The organism is Halorussus vallis (assembly GCF_024138165.1).
GTDB lineage: Archaea > Halobacteriota > Halobacteria > Halobacteriales > Haladaptataceae > Halorussus > Halorussus vallis.
On sequence record NZ_CP100000.1, the window covers coordinates 3,351,848 to 3,371,196 of the forward strand.

Annotated in this window: 19 protein-coding genes; 10 read left to right on the top strand and 9 right to left on the bottom strand. The window is 62.6% G+C overall.

What is annotated here, in order from left to right; genetic code table 11:
- Positions 1–22 precede the first annotated feature (22 nt).
- The gene (locus NGM07_RS16965) at positions 23–322 is read left to right on the top strand and encodes a hypothetical protein (protein ID WP_253513681.1); all 300 of its coding nucleotides are present in this window, start codon (positions 23–25) and stop codon (positions 320–322) included.
- Between the two features lie 91 nt (positions 323–413).
- Here NGM07_RS16965 and NGM07_RS16970 read toward each other — a convergent pair whose 3' ends face one another.
- Together NGM07_RS16970 and NGM07_RS16975 are read right to left on the bottom strand one after the other, a co-directional pair.
- A complete protein-coding gene (locus NGM07_RS16970) occupies positions 414–1,277 on the bottom strand; it encodes a 2-oxoacid:ferredoxin oxidoreductase subunit beta (protein WP_253513683.1) in 864 nt (287 codons plus the stop codon).
- Complete coding sequence (locus NGM07_RS16975; protein ID WP_253513685.1) at positions 1,274–3,031, bottom strand: 2-oxoacid:acceptor oxidoreductase subunit alpha; 1,758 nt, start codon at positions 3,029–3,031, stop codon at positions 1,274–1,276. The genes NGM07_RS16970 and NGM07_RS16975 overlap by 4 nt, the downstream gene beginning before the upstream one ends.
- Positions 3,032–3,236: 205 nt before the next feature.
- Here NGM07_RS16975 and NGM07_RS16980 point away from each other — a divergent pair, with 205 nt between their 5' ends.
- From NGM07_RS16980 to NGM07_RS16990, 3 genes are all read left to right on the top strand, one after another.
- Positions 3,237–3,887: a ferredoxin--NADP reductase gene (locus tag NGM07_RS16980; protein WP_253513687.1), complete on the top strand. Its 651-nt coding sequence runs from the start codon at positions 3,237–3,239 to the stop codon at positions 3,885–3,887.
- A gap of 170 nt (positions 3,888–4,057) precedes the next feature.
- Complete coding sequence (locus tag NGM07_RS16985) at positions 4,058–4,372, top strand: YbjQ family protein (RefSeq protein ID WP_253513688.1); 315 nt, start codon at positions 4,058–4,060, stop codon at positions 4,370–4,372.
- 322 nt (positions 4,373–4,694) lie between these two features.
- The gene (locus tag NGM07_RS16990; protein WP_253513690.1) at positions 4,695–6,611 is read left to right on the top strand and encodes a S8 family peptidase; all 1,917 of its coding nucleotides are present in this window, start codon (positions 4,695–4,697) and stop codon (positions 6,609–6,611) included.
- 13 nt (positions 6,612–6,624) lie between these two features.
- Here the strand turns inward: NGM07_RS16990 and mce are convergent, their stop codons facing one another.
- Entirely contained in the window at positions 6,625–7,008 is a 384-nt protein-coding gene (gene mce, locus NGM07_RS16995; protein ID WP_253513692.1) for a methylmalonyl-CoA epimerase, read from the bottom strand.
- A gap of 70 nt (positions 7,009–7,078) precedes the next feature.
- Between mce and NGM07_RS17000 the strand changes: the two genes are divergently transcribed.
- Positions 7,079–7,867, top strand: coding sequence for a helix-turn-helix domain-containing protein (locus NGM07_RS17000; protein WP_253513694.1), 789 nt, complete (start codon positions 7,079–7,081; stop codon positions 7,865–7,867).
- A 413-nt stretch (positions 7,868–8,280) separates the two neighbouring features.
- Here the strand turns inward: NGM07_RS17000 and NGM07_RS17005 are convergent, their stop codons facing one another.
- Positions 8,281–8,640 (bottom strand): DUF7979 domain-containing protein, encoded by a 360-nt coding sequence (locus NGM07_RS17005; RefSeq protein ID WP_253513695.1) that lies wholly within the window; start codon positions 8,638–8,640, stop codon positions 8,281–8,283.
- Between the two features lie 263 nt (positions 8,641–8,903).
- Here NGM07_RS17005 and NGM07_RS17010 point away from each other — a divergent pair, with 263 nt between their 5' ends.
- The 3 genes from NGM07_RS17010 (at position 8,904) to NGM07_RS17020 (ending at position 11,063) form a co-directional block, all read left to right on the top strand.
- Positions 8,904–9,797, top strand: coding sequence for a halocarboxylic acid dehydrogenase DehI family protein (locus NGM07_RS17010; RefSeq protein WP_253513697.1), 894 nt, complete (start codon positions 8,904–8,906; stop codon positions 9,795–9,797).
- A gap of 353 nt (positions 9,798–10,150) precedes the next feature.
- Positions 10,151–10,957, top strand: coding sequence for an alpha/beta fold hydrolase (locus NGM07_RS17015; protein WP_253513699.1), 807 nt, complete (start codon positions 10,151–10,153; stop codon positions 10,955–10,957).
- The gene (locus NGM07_RS17020) at positions 10,917–11,063 is read left to right on the top strand and encodes a hypothetical protein (protein WP_253513701.1); all 147 of its coding nucleotides are present in this window, start codon (positions 10,917–10,919) and stop codon (positions 11,061–11,063) included. The genes NGM07_RS17015 and NGM07_RS17020 overlap by 41 nt, the downstream gene beginning before the upstream one ends.
- A 308-nt stretch (positions 11,064–11,371) precedes the next feature.
- Here NGM07_RS17020 and NGM07_RS17025 read toward each other — a convergent pair whose 3' ends face one another.
- From NGM07_RS17025 to NGM07_RS17040, 4 genes are all read right to left on the bottom strand, one after another.
- Complete coding sequence (locus NGM07_RS17025; protein ID WP_253513703.1) at positions 11,372–12,385, bottom strand: alcohol dehydrogenase catalytic domain-containing protein; 1,014 nt, start codon at positions 12,383–12,385, stop codon at positions 11,372–11,374.
- Between the two features lie 557 nt (positions 12,386–12,942).
- On the bottom strand, positions 12,943–13,797 hold the full coding sequence (locus NGM07_RS17030) for an arsenite methyltransferase (RefSeq protein ID WP_253513705.1): 855 nt from the start codon (positions 13,795–13,797) through the stop codon (positions 12,943–12,945).
- The gene (locus NGM07_RS17035; RefSeq protein WP_253513707.1) at positions 13,790–14,170 is read right to left on the bottom strand and encodes an ArsR/SmtB family transcription factor; all 381 of its coding nucleotides are present in this window, start codon (positions 14,168–14,170) and stop codon (positions 13,790–13,792) included. The genes NGM07_RS17030 and NGM07_RS17035 overlap by 8 nt, the downstream gene beginning before the upstream one ends.
- Before the next feature lie 208 nt (positions 14,171–14,378).
- On the bottom strand, positions 14,379–14,723 hold the full coding sequence (locus tag NGM07_RS17040) for a DUF7344 domain-containing protein (RefSeq protein ID WP_253513709.1): 345 nt from the start codon (positions 14,721–14,723) through the stop codon (positions 14,379–14,381).
- A 518-nt stretch (positions 14,724–15,241) separates the two neighbouring features.
- On the opposite strand from NGM07_RS17040, the gene NGM07_RS17045 reads away from it, so the two are divergent.
- Together NGM07_RS17045 and NGM07_RS17050 are read left to right on the top strand one after the other, a co-directional pair.
- The gene (locus NGM07_RS17045; protein WP_253513711.1) at positions 15,242–15,508 is read left to right on the top strand and encodes a HalOD1 output domain-containing protein; all 267 of its coding nucleotides are present in this window, start codon (positions 15,242–15,244) and stop codon (positions 15,506–15,508) included.
- Between the two features lie 174 nt (positions 15,509–15,682).
- Positions 15,683–16,999: a M14 family zinc carboxypeptidase gene (locus NGM07_RS17050; protein WP_253513712.1), complete on the top strand. Its 1,317-nt coding sequence runs from the start codon at positions 15,683–15,685 to the stop codon at positions 16,997–16,999.
- Positions 17,000–17,148: 149 nt separating this feature from the next.
- Here NGM07_RS17050 and NGM07_RS17055 read toward each other — a convergent pair whose 3' ends face one another.
- A complete protein-coding gene (locus NGM07_RS17055; protein WP_253513714.1) occupies positions 17,149–18,831 on the bottom strand; it encodes an acyl-CoA mutase large subunit family protein in 1,683 nt (560 codons plus the stop codon).
- Positions 18,832–19,349: the final 518 nt, after the last annotated feature.

A 19,349-nucleotide genomic window follows, 5' to 3' on the forward strand; every position in this document is an offset into this window, starting at 1 on the left:
CGGCGTGGAACTGGCTCGTACGATGGACCGACCCTGGACCACGACGGCGTGGGCGCTCGCCGACTACGCCCCGGACGCGGTGTTGGGGGTGGTACTGGCCGTCGTTCTCCCGTTCCTCGGCCTCTACCTGTTCGCGCAGGTGTCGAGATTCTACAGACTTCGCCAGCGCGACGTCGTCGGTCCGCACGTCGTCGAACCGATTCGACGGGAGTACGGCCAGTCCGTCCAGTATCACTACCGCTGCAAGTACTGCGGGATGGAACGCGAGCGCAAGGCATTCTTCCGCGACGAGGACTGCGAGGGCTTCGAAGCCGACGAGTGACGGCGACTCGCCCGGACGGTGCCTGTCGCTGTCGGCCGGTGAAAACACGAGAAATCGACCCGCTACCGTGAAGACGAACTCGAAACGCGGTTCAGTAGAACTCGCGGACGAGGTCCATCGCGCCCTCGGGCGCGCCGTCCGGAATCTCGGACATGTTCTGGTCGAGGCCGTGGAGTTCGTGGTAGGGCACGCTGTTCTCGTTCTGGTAGATGACGCCCTGGTACTCCTTGTCCGCGTCGAGGATCTTCTCCTTCGCGGCGTCGTAGTCGGTCGGGTCGTGGCCCTCGTCCTCGAGGTCCACGATGGAGTCGCGGAAGTAGTCGTAGGTGTCGACGTCGTTGAACGTCACGCACGGGCTGAAGACGTTCACGAAGCCGAAGCCGTCGTGCTCGATGGCCTTCCGGACGATCTCGGCGTGACGCTGGGCGTCGGTCGAGAACGACTGGGCGATGAACGTACCGCCCGCCGACAGCGCTAGCGCGAGGGGGTTGACCGGCGGCTGTTTCGGTCCCTCGGGGGTCGTCGAAGTTTCGAAGTCCTCGCGGCTGGTCGGCGAGGCCTGGCCCTTCGTCAGCCCGTAGATGCGGTTGTCCATGACGATGTAGGACATGTCGACGTTCCGGCGGACCGCGTGGACGAAGTGGCCCGCGCCGATGGAGTAGCCGTCGCCGTCGCCGCCCGCGACCATCACTTCGAGGTCGGGGTTGGCGAGTTTGACGCCCGTGCCGACGGGCAGGGCGCGGCCGTGAACGCCGTGGAGCGCGTAGCTGTGCATGAAGGTGCCGATCTTACCGGAGCAACCGATGCCCGCGACCACGAACGTGTTGTCGGGGTCGTTGCCGGTTTCGGCCAGCGCCTTCATCATGCCGTTCATCGTGCCAAAGTCCCCACATCCGGGGCACCACGTCGGCTGCTTGTCGGATTTGAAGTCGGTGAATCTAACCTCTGAGCTCATGCTTGGACCTCCTGAGAGAGTTTGTTCTGGATTTCCTCGGCCAGTTCGTCGGCCTTGAACCGCACGCCGTTGTACTTGTTCACGCGGTCGAGACGGGTAAGCGCGTCGCGTTCCAGCAGGTTGGCGAACTGCCCGGTTTCGTTACACTCCACGACGATGACGTTGTCCGCCGCCTCGATGTCCTCCGAGAGGTCGGGACGCGGGAAGATGTACGGCACCGAGAGGAACCGGACGCTCACGCCCTCCTCGTCGAGGTACTCGATGGCCTCGCGCATCGGGCCCTCGTTCGAGCCCCACGAGATGACGAGGTTGTCTGCGTCGGCGTCGCCGAACTCCCGGGGCGACCAGTCCTCTTCCTCCTCGGCGGTCTTGACCTTCTGGTTGCGCTTGTCGACCTGCTCGACGCGGATCTCGGTGTCCTCGGTCCGGCGACCGAGCGCGTTGTGTTCCAGACCGGTCGACATGTGGGCGCCGCCGGCCGTGCCGGGGAACGCCCGCGGACTGATGCCGTCGGCGGTCGGGAAGTGGGGCTGGAACCGGCCCTGCTCGTCGGTCCAGGCCTCGATCTCGTCCTCGTCGACGACCTTGCCGCGTTCGATTTCGACGGCGTCCATGTCGAACACCTCGGGTTCGAATGTCTGCTCGGTGACCGCCATCGAGAGGTCCGAGACGAGGAAGACGGGCGTCTGGTACTTCTCCGCGAGGTTGAACGCCTCGACGGTCTTCTGGAAGCACTCGCCGACGTTGGTCGGCGTGACGACGAACCGCGGAATCTCGCCGTGGCCGCCGTACAGCGTCATGTTGAGGTCGCCCTGCTCCTGCTTGGTCGGCATCCCGGTCGAGGGACCCGAGCGCATCACGTCGCAGATGACCAGCGGCGTCTCGCTCTGGGCGATGAGTCCGAACGTCTCGGTCATCAGGTCGATGCCCGGCCCGGAGGTCGCGGTCATCGAGCGCGCGCCGGCGCGCGCCGCGCCCAGCGCCATGTTGATGGCCGACAGTTCGTCCTCGGCCTGGACGACCTCGCCGCCGAACTGCTCGATGCGGCCCGAGAGGTACTCCATCACGTCGGTCGCGGGCGTGATGGGGTAGCCCGAGTAGAACCGACAGCCGGCGGCGATGGCGCCCATCCCGATGGCCTCGTCGCCGTTCAGCAGGACGTAGTCGTTGTCGGTGGTTTCGAGGTCGTAGTCGAAGTCGTGGTCGAACTCCTCCTGGACGTACTCCTGGCCGAGTCGAGCCGCCTCCTTGTTGTTCTCGACGATGGACTCGCCCTTGCTCCCGAACTTCTTCTCGAGCGCGCTGTCGAGGTTCTCGATGGGAAAGTTCGTCGCCTCGCAGGCCGCGCCGAGCGCGACGACGTTCTGCATGATGGCCCCGCCCGCGTCCTCCGCGAGCGACTGGAGCGGAACGTCCAGACCGATCATGCCCTCGGGCACCTCCACGTCGGCCATCTCGGTGCGCTCACCGTCGTAGATGATGACGCTGCCCTCGTGGAGTTCGTCCATGTTCTCGTCGATGGTGCGCTCGGTCAGCGCGACCAGGATGTCGAGGCGGTCGACGACGCTCTCGACGCGCTCGACGCCCGTGCGAATCTTGTAGGCCGTGTAGCCGCCTCGAATCCGGGACGCGAAGTCCTTCGAGGTGTACACGTGCCGTCCGGCCCGGGAGAGCGCCTGCGCGAAAATCTTCCCGGTTGAGTCGATGCCATCACCGGCCTCCCCGCCGATGGCCCAGTTCAAGTCTTCTGGCATTCCTAACTAGCGGGTTACCTACGCCAAATCAAAAGCCTTCTGAAGCCATTCAGTCTTCGTTCGTGCGATACGATAACTGCCGGCAACTACTACCGGATTCCCCGCGCCGAACCGGGGTCGGGTCCGGGCCGCGGGCCGCTGGGACGGGAGCCACCGCCGGACGCGTCGCGGAAGGCCTTTTTATCGGCCCACCCAACGGGGTCACATGGACGGCATGGAAGTCGCAGTGGAGTCTGTCGAGACGGTCGGCCCGGATACGGTCGCGCTGGTTCTGGAGACGCCCGACGGATTCGACGCCGCGCCCGGGCAGTTCGTGCAGTTGGCCGCGACGATAGACGGCGAGGAGGTCACCCGCCACTACACCCTCTCGTCGCCGGACGCCGAGGGGACCTTCGAGGTCACCGTCGAGGTCGACCCCGAGGGGTCGCTGAGTCCGTACCTCGCCGACCTCACCCCCGGCGACCGGGTCGAGGTCGCCGGACCGTTCGGCAACTCCTACTACGAAGGCGAGGACGGCGTCGTGGTGCTGGCCGGCGGGCCGGGCGTCGGCCCCGCCGTCGGCATCGGCGAGCGCGCGACGGAGAACGGCGGGGCGGTCACCATCGTTTACGAGGACGACCAACCGGTCCACGAGGACCGACTGGCCGCGCTCTCGGCCGCGGGCGCGAACGTCGCCATCACGACCGACGTGACCAGCGAGGACGTCGTCGCGCTCCTGGCGAACGCGACCGGCCAGGTGTTCGTCTACGGCTTCGCCGACTTCCTGGACGAGGCGACCGCGGCGCTCGACGCCGCCAGACTCAGCCCCGAGGAGGCAAAGACCGAGAACTTCGGTCCCGCCCCCGAGTCGTCGTAGCGAACGTCTCACGTCTTTTCGACGCGATTCTCCGATTCCGTGACCTTCGAAACCCGAACGAAGCGAGCGGTAACCCTCATGGATTCGCGCCCGCGACCTGCGGTTCGATTTCGCACGCGCTTCGGGTCAGCTTCGCAACAGCTATCGCGTCGCCCGCGAGTCCGCCGGACGTGATAGTCACCAACACCGAAACCGTCGCGGGTCGCGAAATCGCCGAGAACCTCGGTCTCGTCCGGGGCAACACCGTCCGGGCGCGGAACGTCGGCCGGGACATCACCCAGGGGTTGCGGAGCATCGCGGGCGGCGAACTCAAAGCGTACTCGACGCTGATGGCCGACGCCCGCGAGGAGGCGATAGCGCGGATGGAGGCCGAGGCCCGGGACCTGGACGCCGACGCCGTGGTCAACGTCCGGTTCGTCACCGCGGAGGTGACCACCGGCGGTGCCGAACTGCTGGCCTACGGTACCGCGGTCAGACTCGACTGACTCGCGAGCGCCTCCGGTTGTCCTCAGACCGACCTCAGACCGACCTCCGGCGTCGAACCACGTCCGGCCTCGACGGAGGGCCGGAGCCGACCCGTCCCGACCGGCCAGAAGTGCCTGCGTGCGGACAAAAGTCGCTGTACTTCGAACCGGGAGGGACGTACCGAGGGCCGCCCGACCACGACACCGTATCGCGGAACGAACCTGTCGCCAGATATACTATCTCTCGTTCCTCTTTAACGTCTTCTGCAGGTAGACGGAAGATAGAAATAGTGGTGTCGGACACCAAGAGGGGATGCCCGAAAAACGAGTTTCGAGGCGGAGTGTGCTGAAAGTCGCGAGCGGTTCGGTCGCGTCGCTCGGCGCGAGCGGCCTCGCCGCGGCCGGACCCGGCGACCGTGTCGAGGTGAACGTCGGAGTCGCGTCGGGTCGCGGCCGCGCGGCCGCGACTCGCGCCGCCAGCGACGTCGTCCGGACGTTCGACTCGCTCGGCGTCGTGACGATTCGGGTGCCGGAACGGGCGCTCGCCGGACTCCGGCGCAACCCCCACGTCCGGTACGTCGAGCGCAACGGCACGTACCGCGCGCTCGGCGAAACCACGCCCTGGGGCGTCGAGCGAATCGCCGCCGACGTGGCGAACGCGAACGACTTCGACGGCGAGGGGTCCCACGTCGCGATTCTCGACACCGGCATCGACGGCAATCATCCCGACCTGCAGGCAAACGTCGGCGCCGGGGTTTCGCTCGTCGACTGCGGCGGGGTCGACTGCCCGAACGACTGGTCGGACGACAGCGGCCACGGCACCCACTGCGCCGGCATCGCGGGCGCGACCAGCAACGCCGAGGGCACGACCGGGGTGAGCACCCGGACCACGCTCCACGCCGTGAAGGTGCTCGACTCGGAAGGCTATGGCACGTGGTCGGACATCGCGGCCGGCATCGAGCGAGTCGCCGACGAGGGATGGGACGTCGCCAATCTGAGCTTCGGCGGCGGCGGGTACTCGTACGTCGTCGCGGAAGCCTGCACCTACGCCGCCGGAAAGGGCGTCCTGCTCGTCGGGGCCACGGGCAACGCGGGCCCCTGCACGGACTGCGTCGAGTACCCCGCGAAGTACGACGAGTGCCTCGCGGTCGGCGCGACCACGAAAGACGACGAACTCGCCGACTTCTCGGCCACCGGTCCCGAAGTCGAACTCGTCGCGCCGGGCGAGTCCGTCTACTCGACGACCGTCGACGGCTACACCCGAAAGAAGGGCACCTCGATGGCCGCGCCCCACGTCAGCGGCGTCGCCGCGACGCTGATGGCGGACGGCCTGACCGCGGCGGAGGCCCGCACGCGCCTCCGGGAAACCGCGACCGACCTCGGCCTGTCGAGCGATGAGCAGGGGTCGGGGCTGCTCGACGCCGCGGCCGCCACCGGTGTCGGCGAGCGCGGGACGCTCGCGTTCGACCAGCCGGATTCGGGGACCTGGTTCGACGAGACGCTCTCGCGGGCCTACGGCGACGCCGTCGCCGTGGTCGGCCCGCTGTCGTTCGACGGCGCCGACCCCTCCCACGTCCGCGTCTGCGGCCTGCGCGACGTCGACGAAGGGGCGTTCCGGTACAAGATAGAGGAGTGGGACTACCTCGACGGCGCCCACGTCGACGAGACGGCCCACTACTCCGTCTTCGAGGCGGGGACGGTCGGCCGGGCGGAGGGGAGCGCGACCGCCTCCGCGAGCGGCGTCACCCTCGAAGTCGGCGCGGTCGAAACCGACCAGCGGTTCGCTCGAGTCGATTTCGCGCGCGAGTTCGCGAGCGCGCCGGTGGTCGTCAGCCAGCCCCAGACCAGACGCGGCGGGGAGGCGGTCGTGACCCGGAACCGGAACGTCTCGGCGTCGGGCTTCGAGGTCGCGCTCGCCGAGCAGGGCCGGGGTCCGCACAAGCACGAGCGGATCGGCTACGTCGCGCTCGAACCCGGCGTCGGCGCGCTCGGCGGAACGACCCTCGAAGTCGGCCGGACCGCCGACGCCGTCGACCACGGCTGGCACCGGATCGACTTCGAGCGAAGCTACGACGACCCCCACTTCGTCGCCGACATGCAGACGTACCACGGCCCGGACACCGCCGGCCTCCGCTACCGGAATCTCACGGGGAGTAGCGTCGAAGTCCGCGTCGAGGAGGAAGAGAGCGTGGACGCCGAGACGGCCCACGGCACCGAAGTCGTCGGCTACGCCGTCTCGGAGGGGACCGGCGCGTTCTGAAGGCGAATCTCACTTAGTGCTGGACGAACTCCACCAGGATTCCGCCGGTCGACTTGGGGTGGAGGAAGGCGACGTCGTGACCCCACGCGCCGGGTCGGGGCTCCTCGTCGACGAGTTCGACGCCGTGGTCGCGGGCGCGTTCGAGCGCGGCCTCGATGTCGTCGGTTTCGAGGGCGACGTGGTGGATGCCGGGACCGTTGTTCTCCAGGTACCGCGAGACGGTGCCGTCTCCGAGCGGTTCGAGGAGTTCGAAGTAGCCATTTCCGAGGTCGAGGAAGACGACCCGCAGGCCGTCGAACTCCTCCTCGTGGGCGACCGGCGCGTCGAAGAGCGCGGCGAAGCGCTCGGCGAGGCCGTCGGCGTCGTCGGTCGCGATTCCGGCGTGGTCGAATTGCATACGGGCATTGCTTCGTGCGGATGCGGTATAACGGTAGTTGGTCGCGCAGTTTCTTTATCCAGAAGTACTCGTGAAGGCCTCGGTATGTACGAAGCGTGAACTGGACGAGATGTACTCGTCACGTCCCACGCAGGGTTACAGGACTCTATGCCCGTGGGCTTATCTCTCTCCGTCCGTTTGGTCGCGTATGAGCGTTATCGCTGAATTTACCGTTCCAGCGGACACGCTTGCCCTCTCCGAGACGTTAACCGCAACCCCGGAGATGATCGTCGAGATCGAACGGGTTGTCGCACACGACGAGAACCGTGTGATGCCGTATTTCTGGGTTCGAGGCGATGACTACACCGCGTTCGAAACGGCGGTGAACGACGACCCCACCGTCCAGAACGTCACGAAACTCGACGAATACGAGGACGGCATCCTCTACCGGGCCGAGTGGACGCAGAACATCGAGAGTCTCGTCTACGCCTATCTCGAAACCGGAGCCACGATCGTGGAAGCGACCGGACGGTCGGATAACTGGGAACTCAGGATGCGATTCGACGACGAACAACTCGTCACCGACTTCCGAGAACATTGCATGCGGAACGAGATTCCGTTCGAGTTGAACCGCCTCTACCATCCGACCGAACCGATGGCGGGCGGCCAGTTCGGTCTATCACCGAAACAACGGACGGCGCTGCTTGCGGCCGTCGAACACGGTTATTTCGATATCCCACGTGCGGTTTCGATGGACGAGTTGGCAGACAAACTCGGCATCGCTCAGCAATCACTCTCGAAGTTGTTACGTCGTGCCCATCGGAATACGGTTACGAACGTCCTGACCGTGAGCCATCCTGACGATGACAACACGGCGTAGCGCCAGCACCACTCTCGCAGGGTCGAGCGACTAGACGCCGCCTGCAAAACGACACCGTGTATAAAAGATACGTATATACGCACCACAGGCCCATTCCTTCGTATCGTCTACGATTCGCCAATGACAGACGAAGCAGGAAATCTGCGTAAAATATCAAATCTCGGGGGAGGCCGGGCAGAGAGCTGACAATCGCAAGCCGCCACAGGAAAACGGGCGGTGGAACATCTTGCTGACGCACTAGATGCGGAAGAACGTGCCGAAAAGGAGTTCCACATTCGAGAGGCACTCCAACTACTCAATATCGAAGGGCGATAGATTCGCACCACGTGTCGAGCACGGACTATCTCCCTTCATCAAGTCGTACCTCTCGGAAGTTGACGGGACGGTTAAACAGAAGACATACGGCTGTTAGGTCAGAGCCGACTGGTCGTTTTCGACGCAGGGAGTCTATGGAACGGCCACAAAACCTCGTAAGTCCGATTCTGATACCGGACGGCACGGTTCTCGATCCACACCTGTTCGTCGACACCGTCTGGAATCCGTACGTAGTTATCCTCGTCGTTGAGTGCCTGTTCGAACACACGTTGTTGGTCGGGACCGAGATCCGAGAATGCGACCGTCTGATTAATCGAGTTGTCGCTATCAGCCGGGGTTACGTCAAGATAACTGGCGGTCGTATGGCCGTCTAAATCGAGTTCGGTCAGGAGGACACCACCGACACTCACCACGAGCAACAAAACGATACCCAGACCAATCCAGTAGCGGTGTTTCATATCCACGGATGAGTAAGAGGCTTGTGAGTGTTTTCTGTTCAACAAACCTGTCTTGACTGTTAGTGCAACATTCACAGTCGCACCACAGACTGGCCGATTCAGAATCCGTACTATCGACTGGGTCGGCCACTGCAGTACACGTTCACTCCAAGAAAACGTGCGATACTCGACCGTCGGCGAATCGTCGCGTACGGACGATTGCGGCTGCGGAGGGACAAACCGGGTGGCAGAGGCTTGATGTGCGGACGCGCCGCACGGGACGCATGGACACGAGCCAACAGCTGTACGAGCACGAGGCGACCGGCTGGCGGCGCGGGGTCTACGACGACATCCAGGCGACGTTCCGTGCGCCCGTCGTCAACTGGATATTCCGGGCGCTGATGGCCAACGAGCCCGATTTCACCCGCTACCTCTGGGGACAGGTCAAGCCGACGTTCGAAACCCGCGCGTTCGGTCGCTACTCGGTCGGGTACCGCGACGCCGTCCTCTCGGCCGTCGAAGCGGGAGAGACCGACCGTTCCGGCGTCCCGCGCTACCGCCGAACCGACCTCGACCTCGAACCGGCCGCGTTCCGGGAACTGCAGGGGCAGGTCGCCACCTTCGACGTGGTCGCGCCGCGACTCGCGGCGCTGTTCGAGGTCGCCGACCGGTCGCTCCGGGGCGAATCGGTGGGCGACGCCCTCGACGAAGGCGAGCACGCCGCGACCGAACCGCTCCCACCGGAACTCGACCGCGACCGCGGCCTGTCGCCGACGATGGTCGACGACCCGCCCGCGGAGCTGTCCGACACCGTCGACCGTATCAGGTCGTTCCACGGCTTCGACGACGGCCTGCCGAGCATCTACCGGTGTCTCGCGCAGTGGCCGCCGTACCTCCAGACGGCGTGGGACGACCTCGAAGAGAGGTTCGAATCCGACGACTTTGACCGGGCGTGCGAGCGCGCCGACGAGGTGACCGGGTCGTTCGTCGACTCGCTGGCGTACCCGCCGCGGCTCTCGCCCGACGACCTGCGGTCGTTCGGGATGGACGACGAGTCGATAGCAGGGTTGCAAGAACTGTTCGAGACGTTCAACCGCGGCCCCATCGAGACGGTGCTGCCCGCGCTTCACGTCTACGCGGCGACAATCAAGGTTGAGGGCCGGCGGGAGATGGGGTGAGAATACGAACCGCAGCGGACGCTCAGACCGAGCGCGACTCGTACCTTATAAATCACTTCTCTCTTCATTGGTAGAGGAGAACGGTACCGCCGTCGCCATTGTTCGCCGTGACCAATAGATTCCCGTTCGCAACTCGCTCGCGTTCCGGTTCAACGACGACCAGGTGACCGACAAGACGAACAACAGCGGCGCGTACTACAAGTCGACGACCGACCACTACAATAGTGCCTTCTACTACTTCGTGAAACTGCCCGATTCATGGTACATCGCGCTCCTTGGTCAGACCCTGCTGAATTTTCACGCGATGGTGCTATGCTAATGTGTGTCAAATGAGAACGGGGGTAGAACCATCCATGGCAGAAGCAACACCACCAGACACAGGTGGGGAACTGGAAACAGTCACGTCCGTAGACGGGACTGAGATTGCCTTCGAACGGACGGGGAGCGGGCCACCGCTCGTGCTCGTCGCTGGGGGCGGCGCGAACGATCATACTCGGTGGGAACTGGCTGGCGTCCGTCCCACCTTCGCAGAACACTGCACCGTCTATGCGATTGACGGGCGCGGACTCGGCGCGAGTGGCGACGCTGACGAGTATGAACTAGAACGCGAGTTCGAGGACGTGGCAGCCGTCGTCGAGTCGATCAACGAACCCGCCGTCCTACTTGGGCATTCGAGTGGCGCCCTGATAGCGTTAGAGGCAGCGCTGCGAACCGACAATCTCCGTAAACTCGTCCTGTACGAACCGCCAATACCGGTTAGTAACCACTACCCCGACGTTGGAGATGCAGTCGCTAAAATGGAGGCACTGATGGACGAGGGACAGCACGAACAGGTGCTCATCCTGTTTCTGCGGGAAGTCGCTAACATCCCGCCCGACGAAATCGATGCGCTCCGTGAAGCCCCGAACTGGCGGAGTCGAGTGGACGGGGCCTTCACAATCCCCCGTGCGATTCGAGGAATAAGCGAATACGAGTTCGACGCTGCTCGATTCACAGACATGACCACGCCGACGTTGCTGTTGGCCGGCAGCGAGAGCCAGCCATTCACCCATGCCGCCACGGAAGCACTCGACAAGGCACTCCCGAACCCCCAGATCGTCACGTTCGAGGGGCATGGACATGACCTGCCAGCTCCGGATGCTCAAGGACGGAGACGCTAAAGACGGTGGCTACCGCCGCCTGGCGCTCGCGGGCATCGTCCTCGGCGCTGCTGCTGGTATGGTGTTCGCTGCCATCGTGTACGTGATGATCGCAAAACCCTGGTGAGCCGGGTCGGGTGTCGGCTTGTGTGGAATATAGGGCGCGTATCGGTTACAGGTACATCCTCAGCCGACAACCATAGAATCGACACGAACCGGTGAAGCGAGGCAATGAGGAGAGAACTTGTGAAGTGAGCGTTGCGGTGTCCTGATGAACGTGGCCGCGGGAGGAGTAATCGTGATTTTACTAATTTCGATTTCCCTATCTGTGCAATGGTGCCCATCGCAAGGAGCGACGCAGTCCGTGTTGTTAGAACGGCTGCCAAATACGGTTTAGAAGTTCGGAACTGGCGGTTTGGGAAAATACCAGTACTTTCAGTTCGTCACGATGAGCTTCCCAACGCTCTCGCGGTTCTGCATCGCCGTGAACGCGTCTGCGGTTTCCTCAAGAGGATACGTCTCGTCGATTGTGGGAGTCAGGTCGCCGGCGTCGACGAGCTCAACTAGTGTCTGGAGGTCTGCCTGCGTCCCCATCGTACTGCCAATGATTCGCTTGTGGCCCAAGAACAGGTCCGGAATATCGATTTCAGAGCGGCTTCCCGCAGTTCGGCCACAGACGACCATGTGTCCACCCCGTCGAAGGACGTCGAGTCCGAGGTCGGTGTACTGGCCACCGAGGTGGTTAATCACGGAATCCGGTGTCCCGATATCACTCACCGCACGACGGAGGGCATCGGAATCTGTCCCTTGAATCGCATGATCGAGGCCCAACGCCTCGACCTCCTCGAGTTTGTCCGCTGACGAAGACGTACCGATGGTTCTCGCACCGAAGATACCGGCAAGCTGGACGCTCGCGACACCGACACCGCCTGTCGCGCCCGGAATGAAGACGAGGTCGTTTGGACCGACGTTCGCCTGCCGGAGCATATGATAGGCGGTCATGTATGCGGTCGGGAGGGCGGCCGCAGTCGTCGTCTCGACAGACTCCGGAAGCGTGATGAGTCGGTCCGCCTCGACCCGAGCTGTCTCTGCCAAGCCGCCATGATCGAGCGAGTAGTACTCACAGCGGTTCTCAGGGCCTTCACGGCAGAACCGACAGACTCCGCAGGTTTCGTTCGGGCATAGAACGACTCGCTCCCCGAGTTCGACCTCGGTCACGTCATCACCGACGGCGCGGACCGTCCCGGCTACGTCGAGGCCACTCACGAATGGGAGGTCGTCCGCATCGACCATCGCGGAGTCGCCTTCGAGGATCCAGAGGTCGTGGCGATTGATGGCGCACGCTTCGACGTCAACGATTGCTTGTCCAGCACCTGGTTCGGGCGTCGGTTGGTCGATGATCGAGACTCCCTCGGGGCCAGTGAGTTCGGTGAAGGCTGCAGCACGCATTACCCCGTGGTTCGGCTGCGAGTACAATAGTTACTGTTGGAGGATGAACTCCGTTCTACCCAGTGTCAGTCTCCTCGCCGACGAACCCGGAGTAAAGTCGGATTCATGAAATCCGTCGTTGGTGCTTTCGGCGACGCTACCGGGCATAGCCGCACTCCGCTGATGCTTCCTGTGGGTCAAGGCACGTCACGTCATCGGTGGTCGGAGGCGGGGTAATCGTAATCCGAACTCTGCCGGCGACGTCGAACGCGAATCCCCGACACTCCTCGAAGCAACGGACCAGTCTCTGGGCGCGGCGCGCGCCGAAGGAGAGACTGGTGAGGGTCACGAGGGTAACGATACCGGCCAGCGGCTGACTTACGACCCAAAGCGCGAAGGGTATCACAGCCATCATGGCGTAACTGATGAGGATACTCCGCCACGTGGGGTGGTGCGGAACTGAGTAATCTCTTGGAGCAGACGGTGGTCTGCACATATCTTCGTTGTGGTGTCTCAGTGTCCGTCTTCTCGAAGCGATGCAGTACGGTCGGTGAAGTGTCCGTTCTTCGCCAGTGCGGTCACTCCGATTCGCTTCCGAGAGCGGATTCGGAGTTCGGTGCTGGCTTCTCTCCAGTTATCGTCGCTGCGATGAGATAGTCGCTCAAATCGCGGTCGTCGTCCCACTCACGGATGAACTCGTCGCTGTCGGCTTTCGGCTCGATGGAAACGCCCGTAAATCCAGCATCACGCAACATTGCCTCGAGTGCGGGAATGGTCGATGCTCCGCCGACGCAGGCCGCCACTGACGTTGGATCCGCCTGGAGAGTTGCTGGGAACTCGGTCGTCTGGACGACGTCCGAGATGGCCAGGCGTCCCCCCGGGCGGAGGACGCGAGCTGCCTCATCGAAGACCTGCGGTTTGTCTGGTGAGAGGTTGACAACGCAATTCGACAGAATCACGTCCACAGACTCGTCGGCGACTGGAAGGTGTTCTATCTCGCCGAGTCGGAACTCGACGTTCGTCGCGTCGTTCGTCTCGATGTTTCCGCGAGCCTTCTCGACCATCTCGGGCGTCATATCGACACCGATGACGCGGCCATCCGTCCCGACTTCGCGGGCTGCGAGGAAGCAATCGAACCCACCACCGGAACCGAGGTCCAAGACGGTTTCTCCCTCTGTAAGGCTAGCAATCGCGGTCGGATTGCCACAGCCGAGGCCCAGGTTCGCTCCTGCGCTGACGGCATCGAGGTCGTCGGCGGCATAGCCGACCTGCTCTGAGCGTTCATCAGGCGAATCCCCACAGGATTCGGTGTCACCGCAGCACGACGAGGATTCCGTGGCAATCTGTTTGTACCGCTCGCGCACGGCGGTACGCTGTTCGGAGGCTGTGAGCCGTTCACCATCCCGGTCGGTGGTCGATGTGTTTTCACTCATCAGTGAGTGCCCTCGTCTCGTCGAGTACGCTCAGGAGTCGTTGCGCGCGAGGGGTTGCGGTGTAATACCGCCATCGCCCCTCCTTTCGTCGTTCGACCAGGCCGGCGCTGAAGAGCCGTGAGAGTGCTTGACTGACTGCTCCTTGACTTACACCGAGCGTTGGCTCTAGTTCACAGACGCAGATGCCGTCATCGTCGGACTCGGCGATGAGTCGAAGTGCCTCGTACCGAGTATCGTTTCCGAGGGTTGCGAGCGTCTGGACGTCTGCAGCCACCGCCGATTCTGTCAAGGGGTGTTCGACCGGACGGCAACAGTCTGCTGTTCGCTCGTCTTTGGCGCCGGGGAACTGGTCGTCTGACTTTTGCCCACTCATTTTAGCACATCCTAATATTAGAGTCTGCTAATATAGCTGTTTGGGGTATCATTCAAGCACTACAGAGAAGAAACGTGTGAAGAGGGCAAACTATCGAAGGTGGAGACGCCGATGAACTCGTAGAGACTCCGTCGTCGAATGTGGCCTCCAACCGCTCATCTCCCGTGCAAAAATCTCGGTAGATTCAACCTCATCCGTTGGGGCGTGGCTAAAGGAGTTCTCTCAAATTTAGAGCTGAGAGGTCATAGCGAAGTTGGACTGCGTCGTATTCCTGTGTGTATTCGAGAAGACTTGCGTCCTCCATCTTCGGGATATGCGAGTGGTAGAGGTCAAGATAGACTCTCTTCACGCTTTCTGCGGGAACTTCGCTGAGGGTTTCGGCATCATGTTCTAATCGCGCTACTTCATCGGCTAAATCTGCGAGCGTCATCGGAGTCGCATACGTTTCAAGGCAATAGAGAGCGTAGCGTCGCCGTTCATGAGATAATACCTCAAACAGGGTGTTATACGTCTCCTGTTTCTCCTTCTCCAAACGATTGACATCCTCAAACATGGTAACTATTAGCATAACCTCTTGTCTATCAACCCATAATACTACCCCCTCATATACGTGGTGTTGCGAAGTCCCTCACGAGAAATTCCAACGAAGATATGCCTCAATGGAGAACTCCATCGTCCACTTCACATCCCATGTCGGACCTCGCTGAGTAGCGTCGCACCAAATGCCGAGGAGAGTAGTCGAGATTCTACCTCGCCCAAACCGAATCAGGGAAGTTGTCCTGTTCGACACGCTGATCGTGCTTCCAATTATCTCCTCCCACGCTCGCTTCATCTTCGTATTCCAACATTGTCGCCCCAACCGAGTATTTGGCTTGTGGTTGTTGTCAGCCAACTCAGCAGGATGTGTGAGACGAAACCGTTGACAGTATTGGCGCTTGGTCCCAAGGGACTCGCAGCGCTACTCTCGTCTCTATCGCATCGTCCCTCTGTCTAAAAATCGTTACCAATTATGCCATCTATTTTCGCGCCTATGGTTAGTCTTTTTACCCTGTAGTAACTATTTCCGGCAACATGAGCGTAAGTAGCTTCCAACCGACAGAATCCGAAGACCAGGGCCTTATCTCACAAATCGTTAGCGGGATTGCAGACGCGAAAGGCGTCGATACCTGTGACATCGAACCGCTCCACCGCTCTATTGACCCAGAAGCACTCGTGGACCTCTTTTCCGACACCGTTAGTGGAGAAGAACGGAACGACGGCATGGCTGCCTTCACCCATTCTGACTGCAATATCGTCGTCTGTGCCGACGGTAGTATCGACGTTTTTCCGACAGAATGACGAAATGGCGGTGAGTGGTTTCTTGACGTTAGTGCCTCTCGCCATCACGTTGGTTTTGCGATAGTACGGCCAGTAGTGATATGAAGAATCAAGCGAGTTGTTCCAGCTGGGTTTCGAGTATGATATATCCGATGAATGCCTAAAGTATCTTCCTCGAAACCAAACAATAAAGCCATGAAGCGCAGAACGTTCATCAAGGCGACCGCCGGTGCATCGTTCGGTCTAGCGACGCTTGGAACGGCAAGCGCCGCCCCAGACAGGGACAAGTACCGTCCAGGCGGCCCACAACGTGGCAGTCCCCACTCGATCAATCTCAACGCGTTCCACACCAACGCCGAGCTGGCCAGTGAACTCGCAAAGATTGAACAGCAAAGTGGACGTGTCTCGCTCCGTGAAATCGGCCGCTCTGCTGGACGCAACGACCCACTCTGGGAGGTGAAGGTTGGCGACGGCGATACGAAGGTTCACCTCATCACGCAGATTCACGGTGACGAACCGATCGGGACAGAAGTCGCGCTCAAACTAATCAGGACGCTTGGGACGAGTAACTCCCAACAGGTTGAGCACATCCTCGAGAACCTCTCGTTCACCATCATCCCGCGGGTCAATCCCGACGGTGCGATGTACCACTACGACTACGACGGAGATGGGGACAGCGAGTGGGTCGGCCGCCGCCAGAACACCCAGGCGTGGGACGGTGAGTCGCGGTACAAGCCGTACTACCACTCGACCGATCCGGCCGGCGACCCCGGCTATGACATGAACCGAGACTTCAACATTCGGCCACCCTCGGAGTTCAACCCTCGGACGGACGACCAAGCAACGTGGTGGGCCGACGAACAGTACATGGACATGCCCTACGAGGGCCACACTCTGTTCGCGAGCGGTCTCCGACTCACGCCGGAGGTCCGAGCCGTGACCGAGTCGTTCAACGAAGCCAACGCCGATTATGCAATCACCCATCACCACAAGGGCGGCGACCTCTACCCGGGGACTGGCGACGGGAACAAACCGCCAAAACAGACGCTGATGAGCGTGATGGCGCCGTACGGCCCAGACTACCTCGACCGCTCGCCGTTCTACCCGGACGACCATACGCCCGTTTCGGAGGCCGTCAACCCCTTCCTCGATTACGACACCAGTACGCGCTCGATCAAGCTGAACTCGCTCGTCATCGACGCACTGGCCGAGCGCGGTAACAGCATTTTCGACAGCATCACCCGCTACGGCTACTACCCACTGTGGGGGTCGTATCTCGACGCCCTCTGCCCGAACCTCGCAAATGGTGGCGATACTGCCGCGGGCATGCTCTACGAGGTGGCCTACCAGACCGACCATCTCGGCCAGAAGAGCATCGGCCGGATGATGGAACTCACGAAGGTCGGCTTCCTCGAATCGTTCGACGCACTCGCCGACGACCCCACGCTCGGAGCCTATAGTACTGATTCCTACTTCGAGACGCCCCTCTACGGCGAGGAGATCATGCGGTAAGATTCTCGAGCCGTAGAGAATTCCGTCTGTCATACCCATCTCTCATATGGCGTGCAATTTTTCGTGTGTAGAATCGGATTCAGGGTGAGTAGCAATTAGCGCATTCCAATACACCGTAGCAGAACGAAGGTGTTGTATCGGTTGAGCCTTCAGACCGACCCGCCGGGGTGGTACTCGCCGAACACGTCCCGGAGGACGTTGCAGATCTCGCCCACCGTCGCGTACGCCTTCACGGCGTCGACGATGTAGGGCATCACGTTCTCGTCGCCCTCGGCGGCCTCCCGGAGCGCAGACAGGGTCGCCTCGACTTCCTCGTCGTCGCGGTCGTCCTTCACCGATTCGAGGCGGTCGATCTGGCGCTGTTCGTCCTCCTCGGTGACCTCCTGGATGTCGACCTCGGGTTCCTCGTCGACCTCGAACTCGTTGACGCCGACGATGACGCGTTCTTTCTCCTCGATCTCGCGCTGGCGTTCGTAGGCGGTGTCCTGTATCTGGCGCTGGACCCACTGGCTCTCGACGGCCTGGAGCATCCCGTCCTTCTCGTCGACGGTGTCGAGGATGTCGAACGCCTCCTCCTCGACGCCGTCGGTCAGGCTCTCGACGTAGTAGCTTCCGGCGAGCGGGTCGATGGTGTCGGCCGCGCCCGACTCGTGGGCCAGAATCTGCTGGGTTCGCAGGGCGGTCCTCACGCTCTCCTCGGTGGGGAGCGCGAGCGCCTCGTCCTTGCCGTTGGTGTGGAGGCTCTGGGTGCCCCCGAGCACCGCCGCGAGCGCCTGGTAGGCGACCCGGACGATGTTGTTGTCGACCTGCTGGGCGGTGAGCGTCGAACCGGCGGTCTGGGTGTGGAACTTGAGCTGTTTGGACTTGGGGTTCTCGGCGCCGAAGCGCTCCTCCATGATGGTCGCCCACATCCGCCGGGCCGCGCGGAACTTCGCCACCTCTTCGAGGACGTTGTTGTGCGCGTTGAAGAAGAAGGAGAGCTGAGGCGCGAATTCGTCGACGTCCAGGCCCGCGTTGAGGGCGGCTTCAACGTACTCGATGCCGTTGCCCAGCGTGAACGCCAGTTCCTGGGCGGCGGTCGCGCCCGCCTCTCGGACGTGGTAGCCCGAGATGGAGATGGTGTTGAACTTCGGGGTTTCCGCGGCGCAGAACTCGAAGATGTCGGTGATGATGCGCATCGACGGCTCGGGCGGGTAGATGTAGGTGTTGCGCGCGATGTACTCCTTCAGGAGGTCGTTCTGGATGGTGCCGCGCAGTTCCTCGCGGTCGACGCCCTGTTTGTCGCCCACCGCGATGTACATCGCCAGCAGCACCGAGGCGGGCGCGTTGATGGTCATCGACGTCGAAACCTCGTCGAGCGGGATGCCGTCGAAGACCGTCTCCATGTCGGCCAGCGAGTCGATGGCGACCCCGGACTTGCCGACCTCGCCGGCGGCCATCCCGGCGTCGGAGTCGTAGCCCATCTGGGTCGGCAGGTCGAACGCCATCGACAGCCCCGACGAGCCGTTCTCGATGAGGTACTTGTACCGCTCGTTGGTTTCCTCGGGGGTGCTGAAGCCGGCGTACTGGCGCATGGTCCAGAGTCGCCCGCGGTACATCGTGGAGTAGACCCCGCGAGTGTAGGGCTCTTCGGCGGGGAAGCCCAGGTCCTCCTCGTAGTCGAGGTCGGCCACGTCGTTGGGGGTGTAGATTGGCTCGACGTGCTGGCCGCCCGTGTCGGTCGTGAACTCCTCCTTGCGCTCGCCGAAGCGCTCGACCGTGGGCCCGCGCGTCTCCTCGTCCCACTCCTCGCGCGCCTCGCGTATCTCCTCGAGGTCGTCCGCGTCGAACATTGTCTAGGCCGACGGGCGGGCGTCTCTTAACGATTGGCGGATTGACTTTCGCGAAGTGGGTGGTCGGGAGTTGGTGGGCGAGGAGTCCTCGAATACTGGTCAGCGACCCCAAGAAACGGAGCGGAGAACAGCCAGAAAGCCCCCGGCGCTCGCGGTCGCTCCGACGGATATCTGCGTTCTCCGCACCGCCCACGCAGATAGGGCCGTCGGAGACGACTAAAGTGAACGCGAGCGCCTGGTCCCTTTCAGTCCCGCCCGGGGGATGAATTAGCCGAGCGCTTTCGGTGGTCGGTGTCACCGGCCGAAACGAACCTGGACCGACCACCCGGCGCGTGCTGGCGCGGCTCGCGGTTTGAGCCGCGCCTTCTTCGCGCGAGGGACGACCGAGCGCCTCGAAGAGGCGCGACGGAGTCGGCTGGGGAGGACGTGGCGGTTGCGGTCGGGTGGATGAAAGGGGCCGCCTGCTCGCGCTGGCATAGTCGTCTCAGCGACCCCTGTGCGTGGCGCGGCGAAGCCGC